25 protein-coding genes are annotated in these 26,483 nt (G+C 43.4%); 9 read left to right on the top strand and 16 right to left on the bottom strand.

Annotation, left to right across the window (positions count from 1 at the left end; translation table 11 throughout):
- Positions 1-126: 126 nt before the first annotated feature.
- Positions 127-1,152 (bottom strand): IS110-like element ISVisp6 family transposase, encoded by a 1,026-nt coding sequence (locus AACU28_RS06250; protein WP_121602588.1) that lies wholly within the window; start codon positions 1,150-1,152, stop codon positions 127-129.
- A gap of 90 nt (positions 1,153-1,242) precedes the next feature.
- Here AACU28_RS06250 and AACU28_RS06245 point away from each other — a divergent pair, with 90 nt between their 5' ends.
- Positions 1,243-2,325 carry a YecA family protein gene (locus AACU28_RS06245; protein WP_183091177.1) on the top strand — a complete coding sequence of 361 codons (1,083 nt, stop codon included), beginning with the start codon at positions 1,243-1,245 and terminating at the stop codon, positions 2,323-2,325.
- A 113-nt stretch (positions 2,326-2,438) separates the two neighbouring features.
- Complete coding sequence (locus tag AACU28_RS06240; RefSeq protein WP_121602586.1) at positions 2,439-3,788, top strand: hypothetical protein; 1,350 nt, start codon at positions 2,439-2,441, stop codon at positions 3,786-3,788.
- A 193-nt stretch (positions 3,789-3,981) separates the two neighbouring features.
- Here the strand turns inward: AACU28_RS06240 and AACU28_RS06235 are convergent, their stop codons facing one another.
- Complete coding sequence (locus AACU28_RS06235) at positions 3,982-5,007, bottom strand: IS110-like element ISVisp6 family transposase (RefSeq protein WP_121602585.1); 1,026 nt, start codon at positions 5,005-5,007, stop codon at positions 3,982-3,984.
- 101 nt (positions 5,008-5,108) lie between these two features.
- On the opposite strand from AACU28_RS06235, the gene AACU28_RS06230 reads away from it, so the two are divergent.
- Complete coding sequence (locus AACU28_RS06230; protein ID WP_065605998.1) at positions 5,109-5,510, top strand: YunG family protein; 402 nt, start codon at positions 5,109-5,111, stop codon at positions 5,508-5,510.
- Positions 5,511-5,528: 18 nt separating this feature from the next.
- Here the strand turns inward: AACU28_RS06230 and AACU28_RS06225 are convergent, their stop codons facing one another.
- The 3 genes from AACU28_RS06225 to AACU28_RS06215 all read right to left on the bottom strand — a co-directional run bounded on the left by AACU28_RS06225 (position 5,529) and on the right by AACU28_RS06215 (position 7,256).
- Positions 5,529-5,819: a type II toxin-antitoxin system RelE family toxin gene (locus AACU28_RS06225; RefSeq protein ID WP_005377002.1), complete on the bottom strand. Its 291-nt coding sequence runs from the start codon at positions 5,817-5,819 to the stop codon at positions 5,529-5,531.
- The gene (locus AACU28_RS06220) at positions 5,809-6,057 is read right to left on the bottom strand and encodes a type II toxin-antitoxin system Phd/YefM family antitoxin (RefSeq protein ID WP_004730320.1); all 249 of its coding nucleotides are present in this window, start codon (positions 6,055-6,057) and stop codon (positions 5,809-5,811) included. The genes AACU28_RS06225 and AACU28_RS06220 overlap by 11 nt, the downstream gene beginning before the upstream one ends.
- An 800-nt stretch (positions 6,058-6,857) precedes the next feature.
- Positions 6,858-7,256 (bottom strand): hypothetical protein, encoded by a 399-nt coding sequence (locus AACU28_RS06215; protein WP_121602584.1) that lies wholly within the window; start codon positions 7,254-7,256, stop codon positions 6,858-6,860.
- A gap of 196 nt (positions 7,257-7,452) precedes the next feature.
- Here AACU28_RS06215 and AACU28_RS06210 point away from each other — a divergent pair, with 196 nt between their 5' ends.
- Entirely contained in the window at positions 7,453-7,932 is a 480-nt protein-coding gene (locus AACU28_RS06210; RefSeq protein ID WP_121602583.1) for an Sbal_3080 family lipoprotein, read from the top strand.
- A 217-nt stretch (positions 7,933-8,149) separates the two neighbouring features.
- Here AACU28_RS06210 and AACU28_RS06205 read toward each other — a convergent pair whose 3' ends face one another.
- Positions 8,150-8,998 (bottom strand): DMT family transporter, encoded by an 849-nt coding sequence (locus AACU28_RS06205; RefSeq protein WP_121602582.1) that lies wholly within the window; start codon positions 8,996-8,998, stop codon positions 8,150-8,152.
- A gap of 139 nt (positions 8,999-9,137) precedes the next feature.
- Here AACU28_RS06205 and AACU28_RS06200 point away from each other — a divergent pair, with 139 nt between their 5' ends.
- Positions 9,138-10,037, top strand: a complete 900-nt coding sequence (locus AACU28_RS06200; protein WP_004730328.1) for a LysR substrate-binding domain-containing protein — start codon at positions 9,138-9,140, stop codon at positions 10,035-10,037.
- A gap of 175 nt (positions 10,038-10,212) precedes the next feature.
- Here AACU28_RS06200 and AACU28_RS06195 read toward each other — a convergent pair whose 3' ends face one another.
- Entirely contained in the window at positions 10,213-11,793 is a 1,581-nt protein-coding gene (locus AACU28_RS06195) for an EAL domain-containing protein (protein ID WP_121602581.1), read from the bottom strand.
- Positions 11,794-12,132: 339 nt separating this feature from the next.
- On the opposite strand from AACU28_RS06195, the gene AACU28_RS06190 reads away from it, so the two are divergent.
- Positions 12,133-12,555: a lysozyme inhibitor LprI family protein gene (locus AACU28_RS06190; protein WP_121602580.1), complete on the top strand. Its 423-nt coding sequence runs from the start codon at positions 12,133-12,135 to the stop codon at positions 12,553-12,555.
- 177 nt (positions 12,556-12,732) lie between these two features.
- A complete protein-coding gene (locus AACU28_RS06185) occupies positions 12,733-13,524 on the top strand; it encodes a carbon-nitrogen hydrolase family protein (protein WP_017082399.1) in 792 nt (263 codons plus the stop codon).
- Between the two features lie 101 nt (positions 13,525-13,625).
- Here the strand turns inward: AACU28_RS06185 and AACU28_RS06180 are convergent, their stop codons facing one another.
- From AACU28_RS06180 to AACU28_RS06145, 8 genes are all read right to left on the bottom strand, one after another.
- Positions 13,626-16,085: a CHASE3 domain-containing protein gene (locus AACU28_RS06180; RefSeq protein WP_102441117.1), complete on the bottom strand. Its 2,460-nt coding sequence runs from the start codon at positions 16,083-16,085 to the stop codon at positions 13,626-13,628.
- Positions 16,086-16,309: 224 nt separating this feature from the next.
- On the bottom strand, positions 16,310-17,311 hold the full coding sequence (locus AACU28_RS06175; protein ID WP_004730338.1) for a substrate-binding domain-containing protein: 1,002 nt from the start codon (positions 17,309-17,311) through the stop codon (positions 16,310-16,312).
- 105 nt (positions 17,312-17,416) lie between these two features.
- Positions 17,417-18,361: a ribokinase gene (gene rbsK / locus AACU28_RS06170; protein ID WP_121602579.1), complete on the bottom strand. Its 945-nt coding sequence runs from the start codon at positions 18,359-18,361 to the stop codon at positions 17,417-17,419.
- 213 nt (positions 18,362-18,574) lie between these two features.
- Positions 18,575-19,453, bottom strand: a complete 879-nt coding sequence (rbsB, locus tag AACU28_RS06165; protein WP_009844904.1) for a ribose ABC transporter substrate-binding protein RbsB — start codon at positions 19,451-19,453, stop codon at positions 18,575-18,577.
- A gap of 149 nt (positions 19,454-19,602) precedes the next feature.
- Positions 19,603-20,589: a ribose ABC transporter permease gene (gene rbsC, locus AACU28_RS06160; protein ID WP_004730344.1), complete on the bottom strand. Its 987-nt coding sequence runs from the start codon at positions 20,587-20,589 to the stop codon at positions 19,603-19,605.
- Positions 20,586-22,091 (bottom strand): ribose ABC transporter ATP-binding protein RbsA, encoded by a 1,506-nt coding sequence (gene rbsA, locus AACU28_RS06155; RefSeq protein WP_004730346.1) that lies wholly within the window; start codon positions 22,089-22,091, stop codon positions 20,586-20,588. The genes rbsC and rbsA overlap by 4 nt, the downstream gene beginning before the upstream one ends.
- Before the next feature lie 100 nt (positions 22,092-22,191).
- The gene (gene rbsD / locus AACU28_RS06150; protein ID WP_029222043.1) at positions 22,192-22,611 is read right to left on the bottom strand and encodes a D-ribose pyranase; all 420 of its coding nucleotides are present in this window, start codon (positions 22,609-22,611) and stop codon (positions 22,192-22,194) included.
- Positions 22,612-22,845: 234 nt separating this feature from the next.
- A complete protein-coding gene (locus AACU28_RS06145; RefSeq protein ID WP_108202813.1) occupies positions 22,846-23,247 on the bottom strand; it encodes a winged helix-turn-helix domain-containing protein in 402 nt (133 codons plus the stop codon).
- A 389-nt stretch (positions 23,248-23,636) separates the two neighbouring features.
- Between AACU28_RS06145 and AACU28_RS06140 the strand changes: the two genes are divergently transcribed.
- Positions 23,637-24,233 carry a porin family protein gene (locus AACU28_RS06140; protein WP_004730351.1) on the top strand — a complete coding sequence of 199 codons (597 nt, stop codon included), beginning with the start codon at positions 23,637-23,639 and terminating at the stop codon, positions 24,231-24,233.
- A 118-nt stretch (positions 24,234-24,351) separates the two neighbouring features.
- Here the strand turns inward: AACU28_RS06140 and AACU28_RS06135 are convergent, their stop codons facing one another.
- Positions 24,352-25,395, bottom strand: a complete 1,044-nt coding sequence (locus tag AACU28_RS06135) for an endonuclease/exonuclease/phosphatase family protein (RefSeq protein WP_121602578.1) — start codon at positions 25,393-25,395, stop codon at positions 24,352-24,354.
- A 191-nt stretch (positions 25,396-25,586) separates the two neighbouring features.
- Here AACU28_RS06135 and bla point away from each other — a divergent pair, with 191 nt between their 5' ends.
- On the top strand, positions 25,587-26,450 hold the full coding sequence (bla, locus tag AACU28_RS06130) for a class A beta-lactamase (RefSeq protein ID WP_121602577.1): 864 nt from the start codon (positions 25,587-25,589) through the stop codon (positions 26,448-26,450).
- The last annotated feature ends 33 nt before the right edge of the window (positions 26,451-26,483 follow it).

Here is a 26,483-nt window from a genome sequence, read left to right as displayed (position 1 = left end):
CGTTAGATGACATCTAGTGTGTCCGCCGCATTAACAGGCTCTCCGCAAGTGGTCTTAACCTATCTCCATCATTAGCGTCTGCAATGACCCGGTGGGTTTAACTCTTTATGCTGCTTAGGTTTCTACTTAAGCAGCATAGTTTTCATATTCGGTTTGATTGTGTAAAAGCGACCATATAATTCGTGCGTTCTTCGCGGCAAGTGCCACTATCGCTCGGTTCATTCCTCTTCGTTCTAGAACGCCTCGACACCACTGACTTAGCTTATCTTGCTTGTCGCCAAGGTTGGCAATGACTGTCCTTGCCCCGTGAACTAATAGTGTTCGTAAGTATTTGTCGCCGTGTTTGGTTATCCGACCTAAGCGTGGCTTTCCTCCCGTCGAATATTGTTTTGGTACTAGTCCTAGCCAAGCAGAGAAATCACGGCTTTTATCAAATTGAGAACCATTGCCTATCGAAGCAAGTATCGCAGTAGCGGTTTGCGGTCCAATGCCACGAACCTTCATCACTCGTTGAACATTAGCGCTGACCTTAGCAAAAGACTCGAAGACTTGCTCAGTATCGGCGATACGTTGATTCAACTCTCCAAGGTGGTGATAAGCATCGGCAATCACCGTTCTTGCGAGATGTGGCAGTTCATTTTCTGCATCTTCAAGCATTAAGGGAACGTGTTTCATTAATGAAGAGCGGCCAACAGGAATGATTAACCCGAACTCAGAGAGTAGGGCGCGCATGCGATTCATAAGCGCGGTGCGTTCACGAACCCAATGCTCTCTCATTCTATGTACCGATAAGATGGCTTGTTGCTCGGGGGATTTTACGGGTACAAAGCGAGTTGATGGACGCTGAACAGCTTCGCAGATAGCAACAGCATCATTAAGGTCGTTCTTTCCCTTAGTTCGATAAGGAATTACGTATTTAACAGCCATAATACGGGCGTCGTGACCGAGTTTATTGAGTGTTCTTGCCCAATAATGTGCACCACCACACGCTTCAACGCCTATACGCATGAGTGGAATATTTGCTATTGTAGTCAGTAGTTTAGAGCGAGTTACCGACTTATGAAGTATGACCTTACCATTTTGGTCTACGGCATGAAGACTAAAGTGGTTTTTAGCTAGGTCGATACCGCAGAAATAAGAATAATCAGACATGGTGCCTCCGGTGCAATTGAGTACCACATAAGTGTGGCAGATCCTCGGTAGGGGGAATCCATGTCATTCGTTAGTTGTAAGGAGTAAATAGTGGACATTGGTAGAAATGACCCGTGCTGGTGCGGCACAGGGAAAAAGTATAAAAAGTGCCATTTAAACAAAGAAAATGAAGAAAAATTTTCACTATCTAGAATGATCGCTGAAGTTGATCATTCCAGAAAGCTAAAGAAGTGTTTGCATCCTGAAGCGAGTAAAACCAGCTGCAGCAAAAAAATTATAGATGCTCATACGATTCAACGAAATGGCCCCCTAAAAGAGGTGGTAGATTCTACGAATCACGTTTACGCATTTAATCAATACTCAACTGGTGTTTTTGATATTGCCAAATTGGGTTGGAAGAAAGCTTCAACATTTAAAGGCTTTTGCGGAAAGCATGACAAAGAGCTTTTTTCATGCATTGAAGATAACCCATTTACTGGTTCAAAAGAGCAGTGTGTAATGGCAGGGTATCGTGCTAACGCTTTGGAGTGCTTTAAAAAAATTGAGTGCATAAAAGGCATGCCTGCGATGAAAGAGAAGTTAGATCGTGGCCAACCCAAAGAAAAGCAAATCGAGATTCAAGCACTTCTGACCACCATGACTAACGGATACATAAAGGGAGAGCAGGAATTTAGAAAGACTTTGGATTTCTATATAGACAAGTTTGATGCGTCTATGTTCCATGAATTTGAAAGTTTGATCTTAGAGTTTAATGGGGATCTAGGTGTCGTAGTTAGTGGTTGCTTTTCACCAGACTTCACTATTGATGGTCAACGTTTACAAGTTATTGACGAAAATATAGTAAATGTAGAGAACATCGCTGTTAACACTTTAAATACACCAACTGGTCACGCTGTAGTTTTTACTTGGCCAAGGCACTTTGAAGCTTGTAGAGCGTTTATTCTTTCTCTTATGGAAGTCGATCCGAGTAAATTACCATCTCACATTATCGAACTTATGTTCGGCTATATAGAAAATGTGTACTTTAGTAAAGTTTGGTACGATGCTCTATCAAATAGCGCTAAGAATCATATTACTGAGCTTGCATCAACAGCTTCTTTTTATGGTAAACACTTTCAATTCTCAAAGCATAATTACGTAAATTGGACGTTAATTAGTAAAAAATACAACTAACAAACGCTTCAAGAGGGATTCGTAAACGCGTGCCACTTTCGCTTCGCTACAATTTTGGCACACATTTACTCACCCCTTAAGCGGCGTTATAACCCTAAAAAAGAGGAGAACCCTTGAGTAGATACATTTTTAATGATCAAGCCTTAGGGCAATATGATTTTGGGCTCCAACAAATTCAGATCAACAACGATTACACAGGAAAAACGGCTGCAGACATTGAGAAAATCGTCAAAGTAGTAAATTTGGCAAATTTGAGTGATACAGAGCTTGAAATATATAAAACCTATAAGCATGAGACAACTCATTTGCTAGACAGTACCTCGACTCTGTGGGGGATGGAATACACTTGTAGGATGTATAACTGGTTTAGTGAACAATCAGAAGAGTACTTAAAAGTAATCTCATTAAATGATGCTGAGATTCAGATGCATTCACATTTACTAGAGATGCCTTCTAAGTCGCGTCGCTTTCTAAAATTGAAGTATTCCCTAAAACATGACGAAAATTGCGGTGTATTTGTGCACATGCATTACTTAGACGAGTATGGCGATATTCTTCAATCAACACCAATCACCATGCTATCCCTTTTAGAGGGACATGCATATGCACAAGAACAATTACTATCATGCGAATTACATGATAAAGAAGCCGATATAGTCTCATCAGCTTTGTTAGCTTCAAAAATTAGTGAGGATATTAGCTCGCTCAATGGTAGTGAATATTCATGTTTCCTAGCCTTAATAAATCAGTTATTCCCAGAATTAAAATTACGCCAGAAGCTTTTAATTATGATTCTAATTTCTAGGTTTTCGTTAAATGCTCCAATATTTTTCATTGGTGCATTTCCAGAGTATATTTTAAGACATGTATTTCATGGGGCGCCGCAAGAGTTAGTTAGTGCATTAAGTATGGAAATGTCTAGAGGAATGCACCGCAGTTCGCTTTGCCTGGTTTTACTACTGTGTTTAGCTATGCACTCAGAAACGACTAAAAAAATTGATGACTCAACTAGTCTAAAGGATATGGAAGATGTACTTTTAACAGTATATCAAAAACAAGACCAAACTTTAGGTGATGTCAAAACTACGTTACAAGCCCAATATAATCTCGAATTTGAACTTTTGCTGAAGCGATTAGAGGAAAAAGGTGCGTATTTAGCAAATAGTCTTGCCACACAGTTCAAAAATAAAGACTGGTACTTTGATGATTTTAGTGCTCTTGAACTTCCAGACTTCTTCTTATCGAATGGAGAGTTAGTAACACCATGTATTCGCCTTGATTTTGATTCAGAGCAGCATTCAGAAGATAAACTAGACATAGTCGTGGGTTTGGAAAAAGCTCTTAAAGAACTCGGTGTCACTCGGCAACATTTATATCCGAGTGTCTACCATGATTGGTTGAACAGAATTAAGTCAGGGGAGATAGGGGCTACCTATTATCCACATGCTTCAAACGGGTTATAACAAAGCATTTAAGAGTGATTCGCATACGTCGTGGCCCTGATGACTTGCGCGACTGCGGTGCCTTATTCGTTAGATGACATCTAGTGTGTCCGCCGCATTAACAGGCTCTCCGCAAGTGGTCTTAACCTATCTCCATCATTAGCGTCTGCAATGACCCGGTGGGTTTAACTCTTTATGCTGCTTAGGTTTCTACTTAAGCAGCATAGTTTTCATATTCGGTTTGATTGTGTAAAAGCGACCATATAATTCGTGCGTTCTTCGCGGCAAGTGCCACTATCGCTCGGTTCATTCCTCTTCGTTCTAGAACGCCTCGACACCACTGACTTAGCTTATCTTGCTTGTCGCCAAGGTTGGCAATCACGGTCCTTGCGCCGTGAACTAATAGTGTTCGCAAATATTTATCACCGTGTTTGGTTATCCGACCTAAGCGAGGCTTTCCTCCCGTCGAATATTGCTTTGGTACTAGTCCTAGCCAAGCAGAGAAATCACGGCTTTTATCAAATTGAGAACCATTGCCTATCGAAGCAAGTATCGCAGTAGCGGTTTGCGGTCCAATGCCACGAACCTTCATCACTCGTTGAACATTAGCGCTGACCTTAGCAAAAGAGTCGAAGACTTGTTCAGTATCGGCGATACGTTGATTCAACTCTCCAAGGTGGTGATAAGCATCGGCAATCACCGTTCTTACGAGATGTGGCAGTTCATTTTCTGCATCTTCAAGCATTAAGGGAACGTGTTTCATTAATGAAGAGCGGCCAACAGGAATGATTAACCCGAACTCAGAGAGTAGGGCGCGCATGCGATTCATAAGCGCGGTGCGTTCATGAACCCAATGCTCTCTCATTCTATGTACCGATAAGATGGCTTGTTGCTCGGGGGATTTTACGGGTACAAAGCGAGTTGATGGACGCTGAACAGCTTCGCATATGGCAACAGCATCATTAAGGTCGTTCTTTCCTTTAGTTCGATAAGGAATTACGTATTTAACGGCCATAATGCGGGCGTCGTGCCCAAGTTTATTGAGTGTTCTTGCCCAATAATGTGCACCACCACACGCTTCAACGCCTATACGCATGAGTGGCATATTTGCTATTGTAGTCAGTAGTTTAGAGCGAGTTACCGACTTATGAAGTATGACCTTACCATTTTGGTCTACGGCATGAAGACTAAAGTGGTTTTTAGCTAGGTCGATACCGCAGAAATAAGAATAATCAGACATGGTGCCTCCGATGCATTTAAGTACCACATAAGTGTGGCAGATCCTCGGTAGGGGGAGTCCATATCATTCGTTAGGTAGCTAAGGAGTTTTAAGTAGAGCATATGAAACCAAGTATAAGTGATGTATTAAAAGCTCTTCAGGATAGCTGGTCTTTAGAAAGCACTGAGGAACCAGAAAACTGGACTCAATCTAATCCAAGTCGTGGGCAATGTGGAATATCTGCGCTAATAATTAACGACTATTTTGGCGGAAAGCTAGTTCTATGGAAGGTATTTTTGGGTGAAGATCAAGTTGGCTTTCATTACTCAAACGAGTTACCCGATGGCACGCTATTTGATTCAACTGGCGATCAATTCTGGGAAAGTGAAGAGCTAAAAGAACCTTCTTCGTTTGAAAGACCAGATAAACTACCAAAAAATGGAGCTAACCGGTATTTGAACTTATCAAATTTGGTTCGTAGTAAATTGGAAAGTTATCGGGTAGGAGCGGAAGTCTCTACCTAACGCGGCGTTCTACCGCAATCAATCATCTAACCTTTTCATAGCTTTACGGTAAACATCGCTACGTTCGCGTTTTCCTACTGCTAAGACGGTTACAATGATGACATCGTCTTCAACTTTGTAGACGAGACGGTAGCCCGATTGGCGCAGCTTAATCTTATACATGTTGTCAGCTCCAGAGAGTTTTGAAGCCGGAACATGCGGGTTATCTAAGCGCTCGATTAGCTTTTTCTTAAATTGTTGTTGAAGCGTTGAGCCAAGCTTTTTCCACTCTTTGAGTGCACTCTTTTTAAAGTCGAGTTTATAGGTCATCAATATTTACCGAAATGCTCTCTTCAGATTCACGCTCTTTCGCAATAGTTAGTAGTTCAAGATCTTCGAGTCTGTCCATCATCATTTCGTACGCTTCGGCTGGTACGCAATAAAATGCTGGCTCATTTCGGTTCAGTACAGCAACTGGTTCACCGTAAGCACTAGTAGCAACTTTCATAGGGTTAGCTTTCAACTCAGTAATGCTTGCAGCAACATCGGCTAAAATTCTAGTGGTCATGTAATAGGTCTCTTAAGTGGTCTTTGTTTCGGTCATTTTAGCCTCAACCAAGCGGTATAACAAGTTGCTTAAGAGTGATTCGCAACGCGTGGCATTTTTACTATGCGTTGGCTTATGTGTTTAAGGTATTATTCGGACGCTAAGGTATTGGTTTGCTCACACCTTAGCAAGGCGTTATGTGCATCCGTAAAGTGTCGATATCTTGGGGTCATAGTTCTAGATATCTAATTCAGAATCGCTCGTAAACCTTAATTTAGAGGCTCTTGAATCATGGTATTACTTATAGTTTGGTTGGCTATTTTGGTTTTTTCAGCCAAGCCACTTGCTTCTGTCGCCCGACGAACATACCGCATTAGAGTACAAAGTAGCTCGAATGGTTGGAAAAGTATTTTGTTTTCTATATTGGCTCACCTTACCTTTGTTCAACTATTTAGCGTTCCTGTAGATGGTTGGTTTTACTGGGTATTTCCAGTACTAAATGTTTTGTTTGTTATGCACATACTCTTACTCTTGGATTTGGTTCTAGATCGTTATAGTGTGGTTGATACTTCACGTTTTACCCATCGTTCAATCGCACCTTTTTTGGTGTCATGTAGTGCATTTATTGCAATGCTTTTCTACTCAGCTTATCTCAATGATGCAATACTGAGGGGAGTATGTATTGCTGCTCTCTCAATAGGTTTGACAGGGTTTCTAGTAACTTATAGAAATGTAAAATAGGGTCATACAGCTAACAGAGTACTTTAGGTTGATAAGAATCAATCCAACCAAACAGGGCGCCAATAACGGCGCCCTTTGTGTTAGTTGGCAACACTATAAGTGTCGTAGTCACGAAGTAAGAAGATTGCGACACAGGCTGCGAGCATTGGCCAAGAGGCGAAGAATAGAAGGTTATTGAACGGGTCCATGTATTTTCCAAAAGAGGCGAAAGTTGAGCCTGCATGCAAGACCAAAATGGCACCGTAGGTGTACTTCTTCCACATGCCGACGACGAACGCGCCTAAAAAGCCGAGCTGAGCGACACCCATAGCCATCATCGCGTTATCCGAGATGTCGATGCCGTAAAAACCAGATAGCACCTTTGTAGCGTGCTCTGGTACCAAAATCTTATCTAAGCCCCAGAACAAGAAGACGATAAAAATGCCGACTCTCAGTAGTAGTAGGCTAGTCGCCAGTTTGGTTTGAAGTGTCTTTTCCATGATATTCCTTTTAATGCACTCAACGATGCGATGAAATTAAATGTCCCTCCAAGGAGACCCATCGCCTTCGCATTTTCTTTCGCTATTTTTCAATGCCTTATGTAACAAGGAATGTCTGATTAACTTTTGTTTATATAATATGTCATTTTTTTGATGTGGTATCATTTACGCAGTTAATTGTTAATGGATATATAACGTGAAAAAATACCTACTATTATCGCTTTCGGTTTTAATTTTGGCTGGTTGTGGAGCCCCTCGTTACACAGGGAACGCGATTCCAGAACCTACGACTGAAGTGGATGTTGTTATTGTTAAAGATGCTGAAACACGTGAAGGTTTTTTAAATACCATGGAAACCTGGCTGCAAGATAACGATTATACCTACACCGTCGTACCAGATAAGTCTAAGCACGATCTTGATAAGCTAACATTGGAGTATGAAGGCCATTGGAGCTGGGACTTAGCGTTGTTCTTAAAGCAAGCGGAGATCAATGCTTATCAGAACGGGCAAAGAGTAGGTGAAGTAGAGTTTAAAGTTCCATATACGGCTAACCCGAACAAGTTCGGTGATGCATCTAAGCGTATTGGTTTCATGATGGATACGGTATTTGGTAAGAAAACCGCTGAAGAAGCGACGAAAGCGGCCAATTCATCAGATTCAAAAGCGACGAACTAGTCTAAATAGCTGACTAACTCATCCCTTTGTTCGCTTTCTATTTCTCTTTAAGCTCAGCTCGAAGAGACCAAGAGACCAAGAGACAAAGAGACAAAGATGTGAAGCCGTCGCTTTTACCGTTACGGCTTCACATTGTTCATATTAATTGAAGCTCTTGTCTAAAGTGATACCTTACTCATTTCGCTTGGTATTCAGGGCCTGGTATCAATAAACTTCGTTAGCTTTGCTTCTTTTCATTTCGAGCCAGCCAGATGAGCGGCAATATGATCATTGCAGTGCCAATCGCCATTGCAATATCAGGCATTTCACCAAACCAGACCAACCCAACTCCCACCGCACCGAGTAAGCCGCTGTATTCAGCACTGGCGATTTTATTGCTTTCTGTCGATCGGTAAGTGACGACACATATCGCTGCGTAGATGAGGATAAAGCCGCTTGAACCTGCGGCAGTGATAAGTGGTGACCAATCCCATTCACGGCCTTCCCAAATGGCGAGTCCAAGTGATGCCGGAACGCCTGCTAAATTGGTTAACAACAACGTTTGTGCCACGGTTTGGTGCTTCGGGAGTTTGCGGATCAATAAGTTATTACTGGCAATGGTTAACGCTACGATAAGCGCTGCAATGGCCGCCCAATCGATCTCTGTCGGGCGAATGATGACCAGAACGCCCATAAAGCCGAATATTCCAGCAGCCACTGAGTAGCGGTTGAGTTGCTCTTTGAAAAATACCAAGGCTAACGGCAGCATCATCAAAGGTGCGGCGTAGAAAATAGCGTTGGCGGTGGCCAATGGCATGGCATTGATGGCAAACACCATAAAGATCGCACCCAGTAACCATATATGCGCGCGCAAGGCATGCCATTTCAGCCCATCGGTGAAGCTCTTTTTACTCACGCCAAAACAAAAAGGCAGAAGGATTAACACGGCAGTTAGCTGTCTGAAGAAGACAAATTGAAATACAGCAATGTCTTCGCCCAAGGTTTTAATTAAGGCATCAGAGAAAACCGCAATTAGATTACCGACAATGAGTAAACTCATTGCCATTCCAACAGACATTGAAGGCATGATGAAGCTCCTATCATTGACTGACGCGTGTTCAGTGTGAGTTAAAAAGAAAACGAAGAAGTGTGATGGCGTAATCTTAATGCATAAAATCGTTTCATATATAATGATAAAAATTCACTTAGTATGAGCTGAGCTAATAATGAAATTACCACCTTTAAGAGCAATACAATGTTTCGAGTCGGTCGCTCGTTTTAATAGCTTTTCTCAGGCGGCGATAGCGCTTCATGTTACGCAAAGCGCGGTGAGTCATCAGGTTCGCTTGCTAGAGGAGTACTTAGGTGAAACCTTGTTTGTGCGTCAGGGAAGGCGTTTATCGCTCACCCCGATAGGAGAGCGTTATTACGAAGATGTGTCTCACTCATTGCAGAATATCGCGCAAGCCAGCTATCAAATCCGTGAAGGTGACAGTGGCAAAATTCGGATTGCAATGTACAGTTCTCTGGCCGTGAAATGGTTGGTACCTAGGCTCGAAAACTTACGCCAACAGCATCCAGAAATCGACTTAACGTTAAGTATGGTGGCCGATGAGCCTGAGTTCTCGGATCAAGTTGCCGACTGCTTTATTACTGCCTACCCGCCAAAGAAAAACTACGTTAGTGACTTCCTATACAAAGAGCAGCTCTATCCGTTCTGTAGCCAAAAGGTGTGGCAGAGAATCGAAGATAAACCTTTGCCAGAGGCACTGTGGGATCAGCAGTTACTTTCAGTAAGTTCAATCTTCAAGGATGGCGGTGAAGCGAAAGACTGGATTCAGTGGTGTGAACGCGGTGGCTTCAGCTTGCCAAAGGATGTGAAAATCAGCCAGTTCAGCCACATGGTACTGGCCGCCGAGGCCGTGAAATACCATCAAGGTATTGCGTTCCTGAACGACTACTTTCTTAACGACCAAGATCTTCAACAAAACTTGGTTCGTATCCCAATGCACGATTTGCCGACTGGCGACAATATGTACTTTGTCTACAAAAATTCGAGAGCCAAGCAGTTTGAAATCAGAACGTTAGGCCATTGGCTCAAACAGCAATGTTTTGATTATGAGTAAACAGTGAAGCGTAACATTGAAAGAAACCGCTCACTCTCAGACACATGCGTGGTATCTAGATACCACGCATGTATTTTAGGGACGCGAACAACGCTCTTATGTTCATTGGAAACGCTCCGAGAGTCCTAACTAGATGTAAAAATATTGTGAGGCAGGCTGCCCTCAATGAGTCTGCTTAGACTTGTTCCCATTCTGGCGTTGAGGTGGATGAGAGTTTGTCTTCATTATCTGCAGCCATATGTTGCTGTCTGAGCAAACTAATCGTCAGGCTTATTGGCATCGGTTTATAAAAATAGAAGCCTTGGATATAGTCGACGCCCAGTTTAGACAAGATGTTCACTTGGGATTCGTACTCAACCCCTTCGACGATCACTTGCATACCTAAGGTACGGGACAACTGAAGCATGGACTCCAGCAAAGGGATACCAAGGCTTGATTCGTCGGATATGTTTTTCACAAACACGCGATCGATTTTGAGAATGCTGAACGGGAATTGTCTCACAAAGTCTAAGCCCGCATAGCCTGTACCAAAATCATCAATCGCGACTCTTACGCCCATATTCGATAGTTTGGTTAGGTTGCCTCTGATTTTGACCATGTCGGCATCAGAACATTCACCATCTTCGGTTACTTCAAAAACCACCTGTTTGAGAATCTCAGGGTGTCTTTTAAAGATGCTGATCACCTTGTTAGAAAAGTTACTGTTGGACACAACGTTGCGGCTGATGTTGACGCTGATGTATTTTGATTCGAACACGTCTTGATTGCTTTTCAACGTCACTAATACTTTGCGTAGCACGAAGTAGGTGAGCTCCTCAATCAACCCTAAGCTTTCAGCAAGCGGAATGAAAATAGCAGGGGATACATTGCCTTCAATAGGGTCATTCCACCTGAGCAGCGACTCGCAGCCTACAATTTCAGTTGTGTTTTGGTTTACGATAGGCTGCATGTGAACATGTAAGTGTTTGTTTTTGAGTGCGCTAGACAGTGAGTATTCTAAGCTACGCTGGCTTTGCTTCTTATGTTTGATGGAAAGGATAATAATGGTGGTGATTCCGGCCATCAGAAAGCCAAACCACAAATAGTTCAACAGGAAGTTCCAATAATACTGATAGCCAATGTATGACGTGATGGTCAGCGGGTAAGCGTTCGATTGTATTCGTACTTTGGCAATAGACGGTGCTGTATCAGAAGGGTGAATATCTTTTTTAATCACCTCAACTTTGGCCTGAATTCCGTGCTTGCTCAGGTTTGTTTCTACAATGTCATAGATGAAATGTGGTGGGATCATCAGGCTCACTCCCGCTTCTTCCTTGTTAGAGAAAATCAGCATGATGGATTGCACTTGAGTGATCGCTGAATTTGAATACGACAAGGTTGTTAAGTTCGGGGCGTCATTGAGTCTTTGTCTGATGGTGCTGTACAGGCGAAATGAGACTTCGCCATCGGTAGTTGAGCAGTAAAAACGATCGTCTTTATTGAATACCGCCGCTTCTTTTACCCAATCGGCATCAAAAACCGTTTGTCTCAGCCGAGTAACCACGGACTCGCATGATTGCCCGTGCTCAACCTCAGTCAAAAAGTAATCGAATTGAGATTGAATGTGCCTCAGTTTTTGCTCTAGTTGTTTGGATGAGTCTTCAGTCAACGTTTGGTAATGAAAAGGCGTAGCCGGAATGAGCATTGCCATTGATATACAAAAGGAAACAACGAAGCATAAAGATGTTTTAGCAATATTCGGGTAATTGATATCCATAGTTGGAGTAAGACTACCGATCTAAGTGAGCATTCGATTTAATTTATAAATTTAACGATTAGGTAGCAAGGAAAATGATAAATATTGTGAATAAACGCATGAATTATTGATAAAGATAATGTTTTTTCGATTTTACCAGTAACATATTGATGTTTAGTCGATTTTTCTTTGTGGGTTTTACTTGGTTTTGCAGTACTAATACGAATAAAAGATATTTATAACCCTATAAAGAATAGAGTTATATACGATTGGGATATTGAAGGAAATTGACTCAATAATCTGTGTTTCAGTTAATCGAAACATGTCGCAAATTTATTGATGACAGAATCAAGGATTTTTATGAAAAGAGTGATAACACTGTTCGGTTTGGCTTACTTCTCGTGCTCTGTGCTCGCTGTTGAAAAGACAGTCGATTGCGAGAATGCTATGAACACGCTAGAGATTAATCACTGTGCTGCAATTGAGTTGGAAACTGCACAAGCGGAACTGGATAAATACCTTGCAGCCAGCTTTGAGCACAACGATTATGATGCTGAGCTGGTGGCTTCAATCAATAAGGCTCAGGAGAGCTGGCAGGCGTACATGTCGGCTCATTGTAGCTCTGTGTACACCCAATGGCGTGATGGTTCAATACGAGGCCTTATGGCGCTTTCCTGCAAGACAACGTTAACCAAGCAGCGCACGCATGAAGTGTGGGCAAATTTCTTAACCTATATGGACAGCACGCCTCCCGTTTTGCCAGAGCCTAAATTAGCGCCGTAGGCAGATTTGAAATGCGTACAGGACTGTGCGCCTGCTTCAACCTTTGGCGTGCGAATAAGAAAGCGATAGGGGATTGCCTTACTCTGTCGTTCTTAGTTCTTAGTTCTTAGTCTCTAGTTTGAAGTATTAAAGCTTGAAGCGTTACAGTTTGAAGTATTACCTAGCAAGGATTCGATTTTGAATAATGTCAGCATCACTCTTATTCAGCTTGAGGTTGAATACAAAAACAAACAAAAGAACATTGAGTCGGTTTCTGATCTTTTGGAAGCGGAATCGACAGTCGGGGATATCACTCTGTTGCCTGAATTGTTCACTACTGGATATATTTTTAACGATGCTGAAGAAATTCATGAACTGGCTGAAGATTTCAACGACAGCAGTACTATTGATTCGTTAACTCAGATGGCAGCGAAGCATCACACCTTGATTGTTGCTGGTATTGCCGAGAAAGATAGCGGCCAATATTACAATAGCGTCGTGGTGGTTGATGGTTCAGGTTTACTTCATAAATACAGAAAAATCAGTCAAACCAAATTCGACAAACAGTATTTTTCACGTGGGTGTGAGCTCCTTACGTTTGAGCACAAGGGCTTAAAGTTTGGTGTTGCGATTTGCTTTGATATTTGGTTCCCGGAGATCATGAGGGCGTATCAGTCGGTCGACGTTATTCTGCACCCGGCCAACTTTGGCGGTCACCACAGTTTTGCTATTGCTCAAGCGAGAGCTTTAGAAGAGGGGTGTCATGTCGTGACGTGTAATCGCGTTGGGCAGGATGTGGTTGATGCGTTTACCGCGACTTATTGTGGTAGCAGTAGAACCTATTCACCAAAAGGAGACTTAATGCTTCAGCTCAACGACAAGCAATCTGTAGAAACTGTGAGTATTCAAGATCTCTCGATTGCGCCGCAATACAATGGTATTGATGTCGAAGATGAGATCCAGCAAATAACCGCCCTGTTAAACCGTTAAACCGTTAGACCGTTAAATCGTTAGAACAAAGACTAGAGCGACATAAGATCGAAAAGCGCAAAGTGATTAAACCTTGCGCTTTGGTTTGAGAGTGAATTTTTTTAAGTTTTATCATTCATTTGAGTCTGGCGCTCAATCGAATTAACCGCTTTCATCCGCTGAGCTTGATGTATGTTGACCGTAAGTCGATTGAGCAGCTTTTGCAGCAGTTCAATATCAGGCAGTTGCTGGTCTTTTGCTTGCACTTCTAGCTCTAATGCCTGCTTAGAAAGCATGTTGAGACCTAAGTTTAACGACATACCTTTAATGGAGTGCAGGGTGCGACATAGTGGCTCTAACTCCTTCGATAAATAGTATTCGATGACTCGATCAACAGACTGTTCGAACTCAATAATGGTTGAATCGATAAGTAAGCTGAATCCTTCCGTGTCGTCTTTAAGTATGCGTATTACTTCTGACTGACTTATCTCTTCTTCTGTTAATCTCAGTGTTTCAATTGGCTTTCGATGAAGTTCGACGATGTTTTCGATGTCACTCGAGCCTTCGGTTTTTATTTGCTTAGGTAATCGATTCGAAAATTGTTGCAGGGCGTCGAAAAAGCTCTCTTGTTGCAGAGGTTTAGTCAGAATATGGTCGACACCGGCTTGAATGAAGTTGTCATGAGCTTCACGGAAAACATCGGCCGTGTAGGCGAATATCAAGGTGTCGAGTTTTAGTTTCTCGCGGATGTACTGAGTGGTCTCGATCCCGTTCATTTCCGGCATGTGATTGTCCATCAAGATCAGGTCGTATTGATTGGTTTTGAGGCGTTCAATTGCCAATTTACCATTCTCCGAAAGATCAACATGATGGCCGAGCTTTTCACAGAAGCCTTGTGCAACGATCGCATTAATACGATTGTCTTCCACCAATAAAATACGCAATGAATCACAAGTCAGGTTTTCTGTATTGATTACTGGTGTGACGATATCCCCTGTTTTTCCTTCTTGCCAAGCGATAGGTAGAGAAACTTGGAATTTTGTGCCAAGCCCAACAGCGCTCGTCAGTGTTATTTCACCATTCATTAGGCTGACTAGATTCTTAACGATCGCGAGGCCAAGCCCCGTCCCGCCAAACTTTCTTGTGGTTGAAGTGTCAGCTTGTTCAAACGAATTAAAGATTTGCTCGTGTTTGCCCTTTGGAATGCCTATACCCGTATCTGTTACCGTGAGAATAAGTTGGTTGTTTGGTCTGTTGAGATCCGCTTGAATGGATACGTGACCTTCTTTAGTAAATTTGGTCGCATTACCGCCCAAGTTGAACATGATCTGACGTAATCTTGCACAGTCTCCGATCAGCTGGATGCTTGTTGGTATATTATTTTCGATTAACAGGCGAATGCCTTTTTCATCGGCCAAAGGTTTAAGCGCGCTACGTACAGGTTGTATTACTTGGACAAAATTAAAGGGTGCAAAGTCTAACTCAAGCTTATTTTCTTCCACTTTCGAGAAATCTAATATGTCGTTGAGTATCGTCATTAAATGATGGCCAGAATCGAGAATGAGATCGATGTTCTCTTTTGTTTCCGGCTCTTGGGTTTGGCTGGCAATGATCTGGGAGATACCAAGTACTCCATTCATTGGCGTTCGAATCTCGTGGCTCATGGTCGACAGAAACTCGCTCTTAGCCTTTACAGCCGCTTCTGCTTTGGTTCTTTCTTCGACTAACTCCTGATTTTTCTCTCGCATTTCGCTGTCATTTTTTACGAGGTTTGTTGTCATTTTTTGAAAGCTTTGTGTGAGGAGAGCAACTTCGTCTTGGCTGTCGTTCTTTGAACCAAGTTCGAGAGTCGCAGCGCCTTGTTTCAAATGGCCAGCGGCAACTTGGTTCGCGGCTTTAAGTAGAGTGTGTAATCTTCGTTTAATTCGCTTGGACGACCACGTAGCGACAAGGAGTGAGATAAACACCGAAAACAGTGTTCCCAGAATGAGTACATAACTGGTTTGATTGGCTGAGCTTTCGGACTTGGCGACTCTGACACTGATAAGTTGTTGTTCAATTTCAATAAATTGAGCAATCTCTTGACGGATCTCATCAATCAGTCTTTTTCCGGTTCGCTGCTGAGTGAGATAGACAACACTTTGCATTTCAGCTTCACCTCTGTTCACGAGGTTGCGCTGCATGATCTCTTTCTCTCCTGATTTTTCTAGCCATGTGTTGTGGATAGCATCAATTCGATTAAGGCGTTCAACTTGAGGTGGGTTGTCACTCACTTGAGTCGCAAGGGTTTGAATTTTTTGAGGCCATACATCAAGTGCTAAGTAGTAGGGTTCTAAAAAAACGAGGTCACCGGAGATCAGATAGCCACGCTGAGCCGTTTCCATGTCTACTGTTAGGCTGAGAAGTTCTTGAGCCCGAGCGATGGCTTTGTGTGTATGAACGACCCAATTATTGTCTTTCACAATATTTCGGGTGTTGTCATGAACAGAAAAAGCAACGATAAGCATCAAAGCGATAGGAATAAAAAAGCTAACCAATAGCTTCTTCTGTAGGGATATGTTGTCAAACCAACCCGCGATCATAAAACAGCGCTCTCCATGTCGATGTCATTTCATTGTTAGTGTAGATGATAATCAGTAGCTAAGTGCGTAAATAGTTGCTAAGCGCGCAAATGCATACGTTGGGGATGTAAGTCCTGCATATAAAGGGTATTTATGGAGCAAGTAAGAGTCGTAATTATGTGCCAAAGACAAAAAAGCTAGCCCGAATAAGCTAGCTTTCAACTGTATCATGGGCAGGTTGAGCCCTAAATCGCTTTTACGCTGCTTCGCTCTACAAGAGTCGGTTCTAGTTCAACGACTTGCGGGTAGGCGTCTGGCGTTTGTAGTCGGCTTAGCAGGGTATCGACCGCCGCTTTGCCTAAACGGTGCTTTGGCTGGTGGATTGTGCTTAAAGCGGGTGTCATGTACTTAGATAAGTGGATGTCATCGTAGCCAATGATAGACAGGTCATTTGGAATCAATGTGCCATCTTGAGCTGCCGCATGAATCACACCCATCGCCATCATGTCGTTACTAACGAACAAGGCCGAAGGCATTTGACCACGAGCTTTTAATGTTTGGTAAGAATCAAAGCCACCATCACATTCGAAGTTTGATTCAACAATCCACTTAGGGTTGATCTCTAAATTCGCTTCTTCCATTGCTTGTTTATAGCCTTGATAACGAGAAGAGGCTTGGTTGCGATGCAGTGGGCCAGTAATACAGCCAATATCCGAGTGACCATTGTCGATCAGGTGTTTGGTTGCCATGTAGCCACCTTGATGCGAGTTGTCTTGGATTTTATCACTTGCGAACAGCATTGGCCCCCAGTCCATTACCACGACAGGCAACTCTGGATAGCGCTCGAACACATCGATATGCTGACCTTCAAGCGTTGAACACATCAGCATCAAGCCATCGACGCGCTTTTGTAGCAAGGTATCGATAGAGGATTTCATGCGTTCGCTGTCGCCTTCGGTGTTACACAAGATAAGGTTGTAACCTTTCTCGTAGCAACGACGCTCAACACCTTTTACTACCTCACCAAAGAATGGGTTGGTAGAGGTGGTAACCAGCATGCCCAAGGTTTTGGTTTGCTTCATTTTTAAGCTGCGAGCCAATGCAGACGGCGCGTAGTTGAGTTCTTTGGCCGCACTGTTAACACGCTCAGCAATCTCTTCACTGACAAAACGTGATTTGTTCATCACATGGCTCACGGTAGACGTTGAAACTTTTGCAACCCGAGCGATGTCTTTCATTGTTGCCATATAAAATCCTTGTGGGAATCACTTTTCCACGTTGGGCGATATTCTGCCTGAAAACAGGGGCTTATGCTTGTTATTTGTTGTTACCGATTAACAGTCAAAATCAAGCTAAGCAGACAGTTGCTCTGCCAAAAACGCATCGGTTTCAGCACGGCTTGGAATCGACGTTTGAGCGCCAAAGCGAGTCACTGAAATGGCAGCGGCTGCGTGAGCAAATTTAATCGCACGTTCTAGTGGCATGTCTTCAAGCAAGCCAGTGACTAATGCGCCGTTAAAGGTGTCACCAGCAGCGGTTGTGTCCGTTGCTTCAACACGGAAACCTGCGATTAATTCACCTTCGCTAGCTTTATTACCTTGACCATGATGACTCACCCAAACGCCTTTCGCGCCTAGCGTGATCATTACAGTCTCGATGCCTTTAGCATGCAAAGCCAAAGCTGCCTGATGAGCAGATGCATTGTCCGTCACGGTAATGCCCGTCAGCACTTCTGCTTCTGTTTCGTTTGGTGTGATCACATCAACACACGCCAATAGTGTATCTGATAGAGGACGAGCAGGTGCCGGGTTAAGAATCACTTGCGTGCCGCTCTCTTTTGCTACTTTTGCTGCGTATTCAATGCCTTCAATTGGCGTTTCAAGTTGAGTCAGCAGGTACTTAGCACCGCGAATCTTCTCTAGATGCGGTTCGATTTGGTCGCAAGTCAGCTTGTTGTTGGCTTCTGCAGAAAGACAAATGCTGTTTTCGCCCGTTGCTGATACTTGGATCATCGCGATGCCCGTCGGTGTGTTTTCTGCAACGATCACACCGTCGATGTTGATGCCATCTTTGGCGAAGTCTTGACGAATATTGATACCAAATGGGTCGTCACCAACACAGGCGATAAAGCCAATGTCTGCGTTTAATCTTGCTGCTGCTACGGCTTGGTTTGCGCCTTTGCCCCCAGGGATGACCTGATAGTTACCGCCAATCAAGGTTTCACCCGGACGAGGGAACGAAGGAACTTGCAGTACGTGGTCAGCGTTAACGCTACCTAAAACAATCAGTTGAGTCATGATACGAGCCTTATGATATATCGTATTTGAAAATGCATGGGTCTTTCTCATTACGTAAATTGCTCGCCTTGTTAGACGGCTTATGAGAAACAGCGATGCACTGTCGGAGTTTTGATTTTTGTCTGGCGTCAGTGAGCTAATGAGCTAGTGAGTTAAGCTAAGCAAAGCAGGGGATAGGGGACCCCTGCTTTATATCGCGTTATCTAGTAACTATTACTTAGCGATGATTTTTAGAGGTACTGGTACGTACTCGTCTACTGTCTCGCCTTTCAGTACTTTGTCTGCCATTTCAACACCTAAAGAACCGATTAGGTCAGGTTGTTGTGCAACCGTTGCGCCAAGTAGGCCACGGTTAACAGCAGCGATACCGTCTTCAGTGCCATCAAAGCCAACGATCATTACGTCTTTACCTGAAGCTTGAACTGCGCGAAGTGCACCTAGTGCCATTTCATCGTTTTGAGCGAATACTGCTTGTACGTCTGGGTTTGCAGCAAGCAAGTTTTCCATTACGTTCAGGCCTTTAGTACGGTCGAAATCAGCAGGTTGGCTTGCTAAAAGCTCTAGGTCGCTGCCGTTTACTGCGTTCATGAAGCCTTCACCACGTTCACGAGCAGCAGAAGTACCAGCAATACCTTCAAGTTGGATTACTTTTGCTTTCTCGCCTACTTTTTCCATGATGAAGTGACCTGCCATTTCGCCACCGATTACGTTATCAGAAGCAATGTGGCTCACTACGTCACCACGGCTTGCGCCACGGTCTAGCGTTAGTACAGGGATGTTTGAACGGTTAGCAATACGAATAGCGTTAGATACTGCATCTGAATCTGTAGGGTTAATCAGGATTGCCTTAACACCACGAATGGTTAGATCTTCAATGTTCGAAAGCTCTTTGCTTGGGTCGTTTTGAGAATCAAGAACGATAAGCTTGTAGCCTAGCTCTTCCGCTTTCGCTTCTGCGCCATCTTTCATGGTTACAAAGAATGGGTTATTCAATGTAGACAGAACGATTGCCATTGTATCTTGCGCCTGTGCAGACACAGATACCGTTGTAGAAAGAAGAGCAGCAGAAATAAGAGTCGCTAATTTTTTCATGGTGTAAGTCCTTTGTGTAGGGAGAGCTAGGATGTGAGTCCTAGCTCGTAGTTACATTATTTATAGATTCTAATATTTTAAGGTAAAACAAACTGTTACTTTTATTAAACTAGGGTGTTACTTGTATTAACCTAGGATGTGAATAGGTTTTATTTGTTTTTGTTGTCGACCAATACCGCCAGAAGAATAACCACTGCTTTTGCAATCATCTGGTAGTAAGAAGATACGTCTAATAGGTTTAGGGCGTTGTTTAGGAAGCCGATAATCAGAGCACCAATTAATGTGCCCATGATGCGACCACGACCGCCGGCTAAGCTTGTGCCACCAAGAACTACGGCTGCGATGGCGTCTAATTCATAACCCATACCTGCGGTAGGTTGAGCTGATGACAAACGAGATGCCACGATGATGCCTGCAACCGCTGCTAACAGACCACAGATTGCGTAAACGCCGATTTTTACTTTGTCTACGTCGATGCCAGACAGGCGAGTTGCTGATTCGTTGCCACCCAGTGCGTAAACGTAGCGACCAAAGCGTGTGTGGTTAAGTAGGTACCATACTGCAGCGAATACCACGGCCATGATCCATACTGGAACTGGGATGCCCATTGCGTAGCCTGTACCGAACCAAGCAAACGCGTCTGCAGTGTCAGTAAAGCCAGTCGAGATAGGACGACCGTCGGTGTAAACCATGGTTACGCCGCGCAATAGAGTCATTGTTACAAGCGTTGCGATGAAGGCTTGAACCTTACCCTTGGCGATAATCACGCCACTGATCGCCCCCAATGCTGCGCCGGCTACTAGAGCGGTTGGCACTGCGATCATCACTGGGATTTCCATGCCAATCATGCTGGCTGCGAAAGCACCACAAAGTGCCAGTACAGAGCCGACACTCAAGTCGATACCCGCGGTTAAGATAACCAGTGTCATACCTACTGCGATAATGGCGTTAATCGAAGTTTGGCGTAGGATATTGAGGATGTTATCGACGGTGAAAAAGTTTGGGTTTAAGAATGAAACGACAACAATCAGGAAGATCAAAGCAATCAATGACTTTTGATCAATCAGCCATTCTTTGCTGATTAACGGTTTTTTCTTTGGAGCTTCAGTTGTTTTGCTCATGGTTTTAGTACTCATGCTGCGTCCTCGTTGATCTTTTTACCGACCGCACACGCCAGTAATAATTCTTGGTTTGCTTCTTTAGCATCAAATTCACCGCTTACACGGCCTTCATGCATCACCATGATGCGGTCACTCATTCCTAACACTTCTGGCATTTCAGACGAGACTAAGATGATGCTCATGCCGTCGGCTTTAAATTTGTTAATGAGTTGGTAAATCTCTTTCTTCGCACCGACATCGACACCACGAGTGGGTTCATCGAGAATCAGTACTTTTGGCTTGGTCATCAAGCCTTTAGCAATTGCCACTTTCTGTTGATTACCGCCAGAAAGGTTGCCAATAATTTGTTCGCGAGTCGGGGTTTTGATGTTGAACAGCTTGATGAAGTCATCGACTGCAATCACTTCATCTTTATGTTGGATTTGACCTTTCTTAGTCAGCAGATCCAGTGCACATAACGACATATTTTCTTTCACTGAAAGTCCTAGCACAAGGCCATCGCCTTTACGGTCTTCAGAGATGTAAGCAATGCCATTAGCCAAACCATCTTTCGGGCTTACAGGGTTAATGGTTTTGTTTTCTAGGTTGATGACGCCGCGCTCACTTGGAAGGGCACCGTAAATCACTTTCATCAGTTCAGTTCGGCCTGCACCCATAAGGCCAGATACACCCAGGATTTCGCCGCGCTTTAGAGTAAAGCTCACGTCATGAACACCAGAACCCGTCAGGCCAATCACTTCAAGACAGGTTTCACCGTGGCTCTGGCCGATACGTGGATATTGCTCGTCCAACTTACGGCCAACCATCATTTCGATTAGGCCATCTTCGTCGGTGTCTTTAACTTCACACTGACCAATAAACTTACCGTCACGAAGTACCGTGATGTCGTCACAAATCTCAAAGATCTCTTTCAAGCGGTGAGAGATGTAAACAATGCCGCAGCCTTCAGAACGTAGCTCGTTAATTACCTTAAACAGAGACTCGGTTTCGGTATCGGTAAGCGCATCAGTTGGTTCATCCATAATGATGACCTTAGATTCAAACGATAGGGCTTTTGCGATCTCTACCATTTGTTGCTCACCAAGGCTCAACTGGCCTAAAGGTGTTTTCGAGCTGTGTTTCACGTTAAGGCGTTTAAGTAGCTTGTCGGCTTCTTGGTACATCTCGTTCCACAAGATGCGACCCATGGTGCCCGTGATTTCACGCCCTAAGAAGATGTTCTCGGCGATGGTTAACTCAGGAATTAGGTTCAGTTCTTGGTGAATGATACTAATGCCTGCTTGTTGAGAGTCACGCGGTCCTTTAAATGCAGCCGGTTTTCCTTGGTAAGCGATAGTGCCGCTGTCCAAGTGATAGATACCCGTAAGCACTTTCATAAGCGTGGATTTACCTGCACCGTTTTCACCCATTAACGCCATTACGCGTCCTGGGTAAACGTTGAGGCTTGCCTTATCCAGTGCTTTCACACCAGGGAAGGCTTTCTCAATTGAGCTAAGTTCTAAAATGGCTTGAGTCATGTCGGTTCCTTTACTCGGGGCCAGTTGTATTTGATTGTTCTGTATTTGCATTATTTTTGGTTCAGTGATGACACTGAGCTGTCGTTGCGTTTCGCTTGAGCTAAAACGTTACGCCAGCTTGGAAAATAACATTTGCGTATGGCGTGCATTCACCAGTGCGAATCACCGCGCGGCTTTCATGCGTACGCTCTTTGAATTCTTCATGAGTGATGTAAGTAATCGAAAGCGGTTTGCCGCAACGCGCTTCTTCTGTCTTGATCAAATCAATCAGCGCCGCGTGGTGCTCTGGGCTTACTTTCGCAAACTCTTCTGCAATCACAACGCCTTCAATTTGAGATTCATCCAGCATGGTTTTTACTGTCTGCTGAAAGCTCGGAACACCGTGAGTCAAAGCAAGGTCTATGCGAGTCACATGATCCGGAATCGGCAACCCTGCATCACAAATCGTGATTTCATCTGTATGGCCAAGAGTCGCCACTAGGTAAGAGAGCTCAGAGTTTATTAGGGTACTTTTTTTCATATCACGACCTATCGAAAAATAACGTTTAATGGGTTGAGAACAACTCAAGAAAAAGCCATCGAAACGTTTCGATAGTGATAATAGTGTGTGATTTATCATTTGCACGTTTGATTGTTTTAGAGTGTGATAACGATCATCGAAACGTTTCGATGGGGCGTTTTTTGGTGATCGCAATCACTTTCATCGGCAATTAAGAAGGTAAGGCAACGTAACGTTAACTTAAGGCAAAGGGAGCTAAAGTTTATTCACCGGAACATTTTGAACAGATTCTATAGGGGAGGTGTTAAGGGGTGTTTCTATTGCTACATATCCAGCTTCATTTGCATTGGGTATGACGAACAACGTATAGCCATATCGAGGAATCGTAACAATTTTGATGTTAGATGCTCTCAAGCGAACAAAAACATTCCTTAAGCAATAAATGACATTGGTTAGTGCTTGTGTCGGCACCGTTTCGTTTCCCCAACATGCGTTCACGATGTCTTTTCTAGGGATGGGTTGTCCGGCGCTTTTCGACAGTAGACAAAGCACGGAAAACAAGTGGTGACGTAAATAGATCTTGTTCCCCTGTTTGTTCGTGATGTTTCGAGTTTCTACGTTAAGAGTTAGGTCGCCAAAGTGGATTTCGTTATTCATTGTTTTTCGATCTTTCTCATTCTTCATTGTGGAGGAGTGGGTTGGGATAGCAGATAAAGCGCGCGGATTATGCAAAATAACGTCACTGTTGAAAGTAAGCATGCGTAAGTCTGCACGAATAAAATCTAAAAATGGGATGGTTTGAAAATTGATGGGAGGTTTTTTTAAGAAATAGATGGATTTTATTTGTCGATTATTCAAATGGTTATTTAGCTATAACTGATTGTGTTGTATGAGATTACAAAGTGATTATATTTTTATTTATTTTTTTGTTTTCTGTGAGATTAACCTGCTTGCCAATTCGACGGGGTGTCGGATAACTCTAACAAGATTGTGCAGCATAGGAAGGCGTAACAATCTTGATTTGCATTAAGTAAGGTCAAGCCGTAATGAACAAAAAATTTCTTCTAAGCATCGCTATGATGTCAGTATTTTCAGCAAACAACTTAATGGCAGCGGACAGCGGTTTCTACCTAGGGGGTGCAATCGGTACATCTGGTATTGATGATGGCGGGCTCTATAAAAACACTCAAGCACCAATTACTGTTGATGCTGAAGACCCGACATATAAGATAATTGCGGGATACCAATTTAATCGCATCGTCGCATTAGAGGCGCAATACACGAAGTATGGCGATGTAGTTGCAAAAAATGCATTAAGCCAATTTACTTACACTTGGTCTCCAACTGCGTTTTCGATTAGCGCGAATCTAGGCTACACGTTTGACAATGGAATTCGCCCTTTTGGCATTATCGGTTTATCGTCGATTGATTTAGACCAGTCTCTGCCAATGCTTGATGACGATCGTGGTGAAGGTATTCGTTATGGCTTCGGTGTGGAGTACACACCTAGACAGCTTGGAAACGTTAGCTTTAAGTTAGGTTATGAGGCGGATGCGTTTGTCATTGAAAGCGATTCAGCTTTTGAAAATGATAAAGATATCGTGATCGATTCATTCTACGCAGCTGTTGCTTACCGTTTCTAAATTTTAGACACCACCTAGTAAGTATTTGAATATTTTGAACACCGAAGTGGTAATGCTTCGGTGTTTTTATATCGGGATCGGGCGACATGTCCGCTTAAAGTGAACCTGCATCGGGCAGTTAAGCTTCACGAATATGAGCGGTGACAGCAACGATGGCATGGTCCGTACTGAATTGATCGTGTTCAAAGCTAGGATTGATGAGGTGATGATCGACCACTGTGTAATCAGACAATTCCATCAAACTTGAAGAGTTCTGACAATCGAATTCGTTCGACATCAAAATGTAGTCCAGTACAGACCCAGAAGCTCCGTAGTAATGGGTTGGTTTACGCTGTTCAAGCAAGTCTTCTTCATGCAATTGATGATAAATATCCCAGCTGTCTTTTAAGCGGAAGTGGGATAGCCAATGCTTGCTGTTTTCGTCTCGGTTGATTGAATAACTTAATAGCCCTTTAAACTCATCGTGGAATAATGGTTTATTAAAGTCACCCATCAACACGACTGGCTGATTGGTTTGGTAGCGATGATTGGTGATGTATTGATGCAGCATCTGAGCTTCAAGGCCGCGTTGAACACTCGATAACCAAGAGCCAAGTTGTTCTTGGTGGAAGCGAGTGAGCGTGTCACTTTGTGGCTTTGCACCTTGCTGAGCGTTATCCGAATCGACAGATTCAGTTCTTGGCTCCGTCGGACGCTGTGATTTGAAATGCACAACATAACAGTCGGTTGAACCTAAATGAGGCAACGTAATCGTGGCATGAACAGGTGTTCGATTGAATGAGAAGTTGTCACTAAGGTTGAACGCTTTCAGTATCTTCGAATCTGGCGTAACAGGCTGCACGTTTTCAATCGGGTAACGGGAAGCGATACCAACGACAGGTGAGGTATATAAGTAGTCATCCTCAACGTGTGCACTATCGACAACAGCAAAGTAAGGGTAGCCAAGTTCATTCATTAACTGCTCTAAAGACTGCGGGCTAAATATCTCTTGAAAGCCAATCACATCACAATCTAATGAACGAATCGTTTCAGCCATCCAGTGCTGTTTCTTCTGCCATTCATCGAAGCTGTAGATGTTCTCAAAATCATAGTAAGCATTCGGTGGTTCGAGGTAGTTCAAAAGATTGAACGTTGCGAATGTTATGTGGTTTGGTTTATTCAAGGTTGAATCCTATTGAAATCACTTCTTTAAGGATATCTAAAATACTGAGATATTGTTTGGGTTTAGTCAGTTATTTTCATTTGATCTAGCGAAGGTTGTCGCTTTCTGCTTGGATTTTCTCTGCTCGATGCTCTTTAGGTGTCGAGTTTAATTTTATCTACGATCAATCGATCGCTTTTTATGGTTTCACAATGAAAAAATATACCTCTCTCGCTCTTGTGCTGTTGAGCGCTTTCTTCTCTACATCGTCATTGAGTCATTCTTTGGATCCTGAGTCTATTGAGCAAATCGAGTCTCGTGTATCAGCGCGCATTGGTGTCGCAGTTTATGATTCCACGACTGAGCAAACATGGAGTTATAAGGGCGATGAACGTTTTCCAATGATGAGCACCTTTAAAACTTTAGCGTGCGCGAATCTTCTTTATGACCATGAAAATGAAGGGTTATATTTAGAATCTAAGGTTGGGGTTAAATCTGATGAGCTTATTGCTTGGTCTCCGATGACTAAAGCGTTTGTCGGTAAAGAAATCTCACTCACAGGTGCATGTGCTGCAACCATGGAAATGAGCGACAACACGGCCGCTAATATAGTGTTAGCTGGTATTGATGGGCCTAACGGGTTAACAGAGTTTTTGCGTTCAATCGGAGACCGCGAAACGCGTCTTGACCATATCGAACCCGATTTGAATCATGCTCGTCCGGGCGATGAGCGTGACACCACGACACCAAACACTATGGTAAAAACGTTAAACGAATTGGTGTATGGCAACGTGCTATCAGAAGAATCTAAAGCTCAGCTAAAGACTTGGATGATGGATAATAAAGTCTCCGATGGGATGATCCGTTCGATTCTGCCGGATGGTTGGAATATTGCCGATAGGTCTGGAGCGGGCGCTTATGGCTCACGTGCTATCACGGCTATCGTGTGGAGTGAAACTCGCGCTCCGTTAATCATCAGTATCTCTCTTACAGAAACCGAGTTAACCATTCAAGAGCGTGACACTGTGATAAATGAAATTGGTCAACTCATCTTTGATGCGTATCGCGTACAGTAGTTAATACCACGTTCAATAGTTAATACCCACTTC

Source organism: Vibrio sp. SBT000027 (assembly GCF_963894355.1).
Lineage (GTDB): Bacteria > Pseudomonadota > Gammaproteobacteria > Enterobacterales > Vibrionaceae > Vibrio > Vibrio splendidus.
The sequence above is the reverse complement of the archived record's forward strand: the minus strand, read 5'-3'. Positions and strand labels throughout refer to the sequence as shown.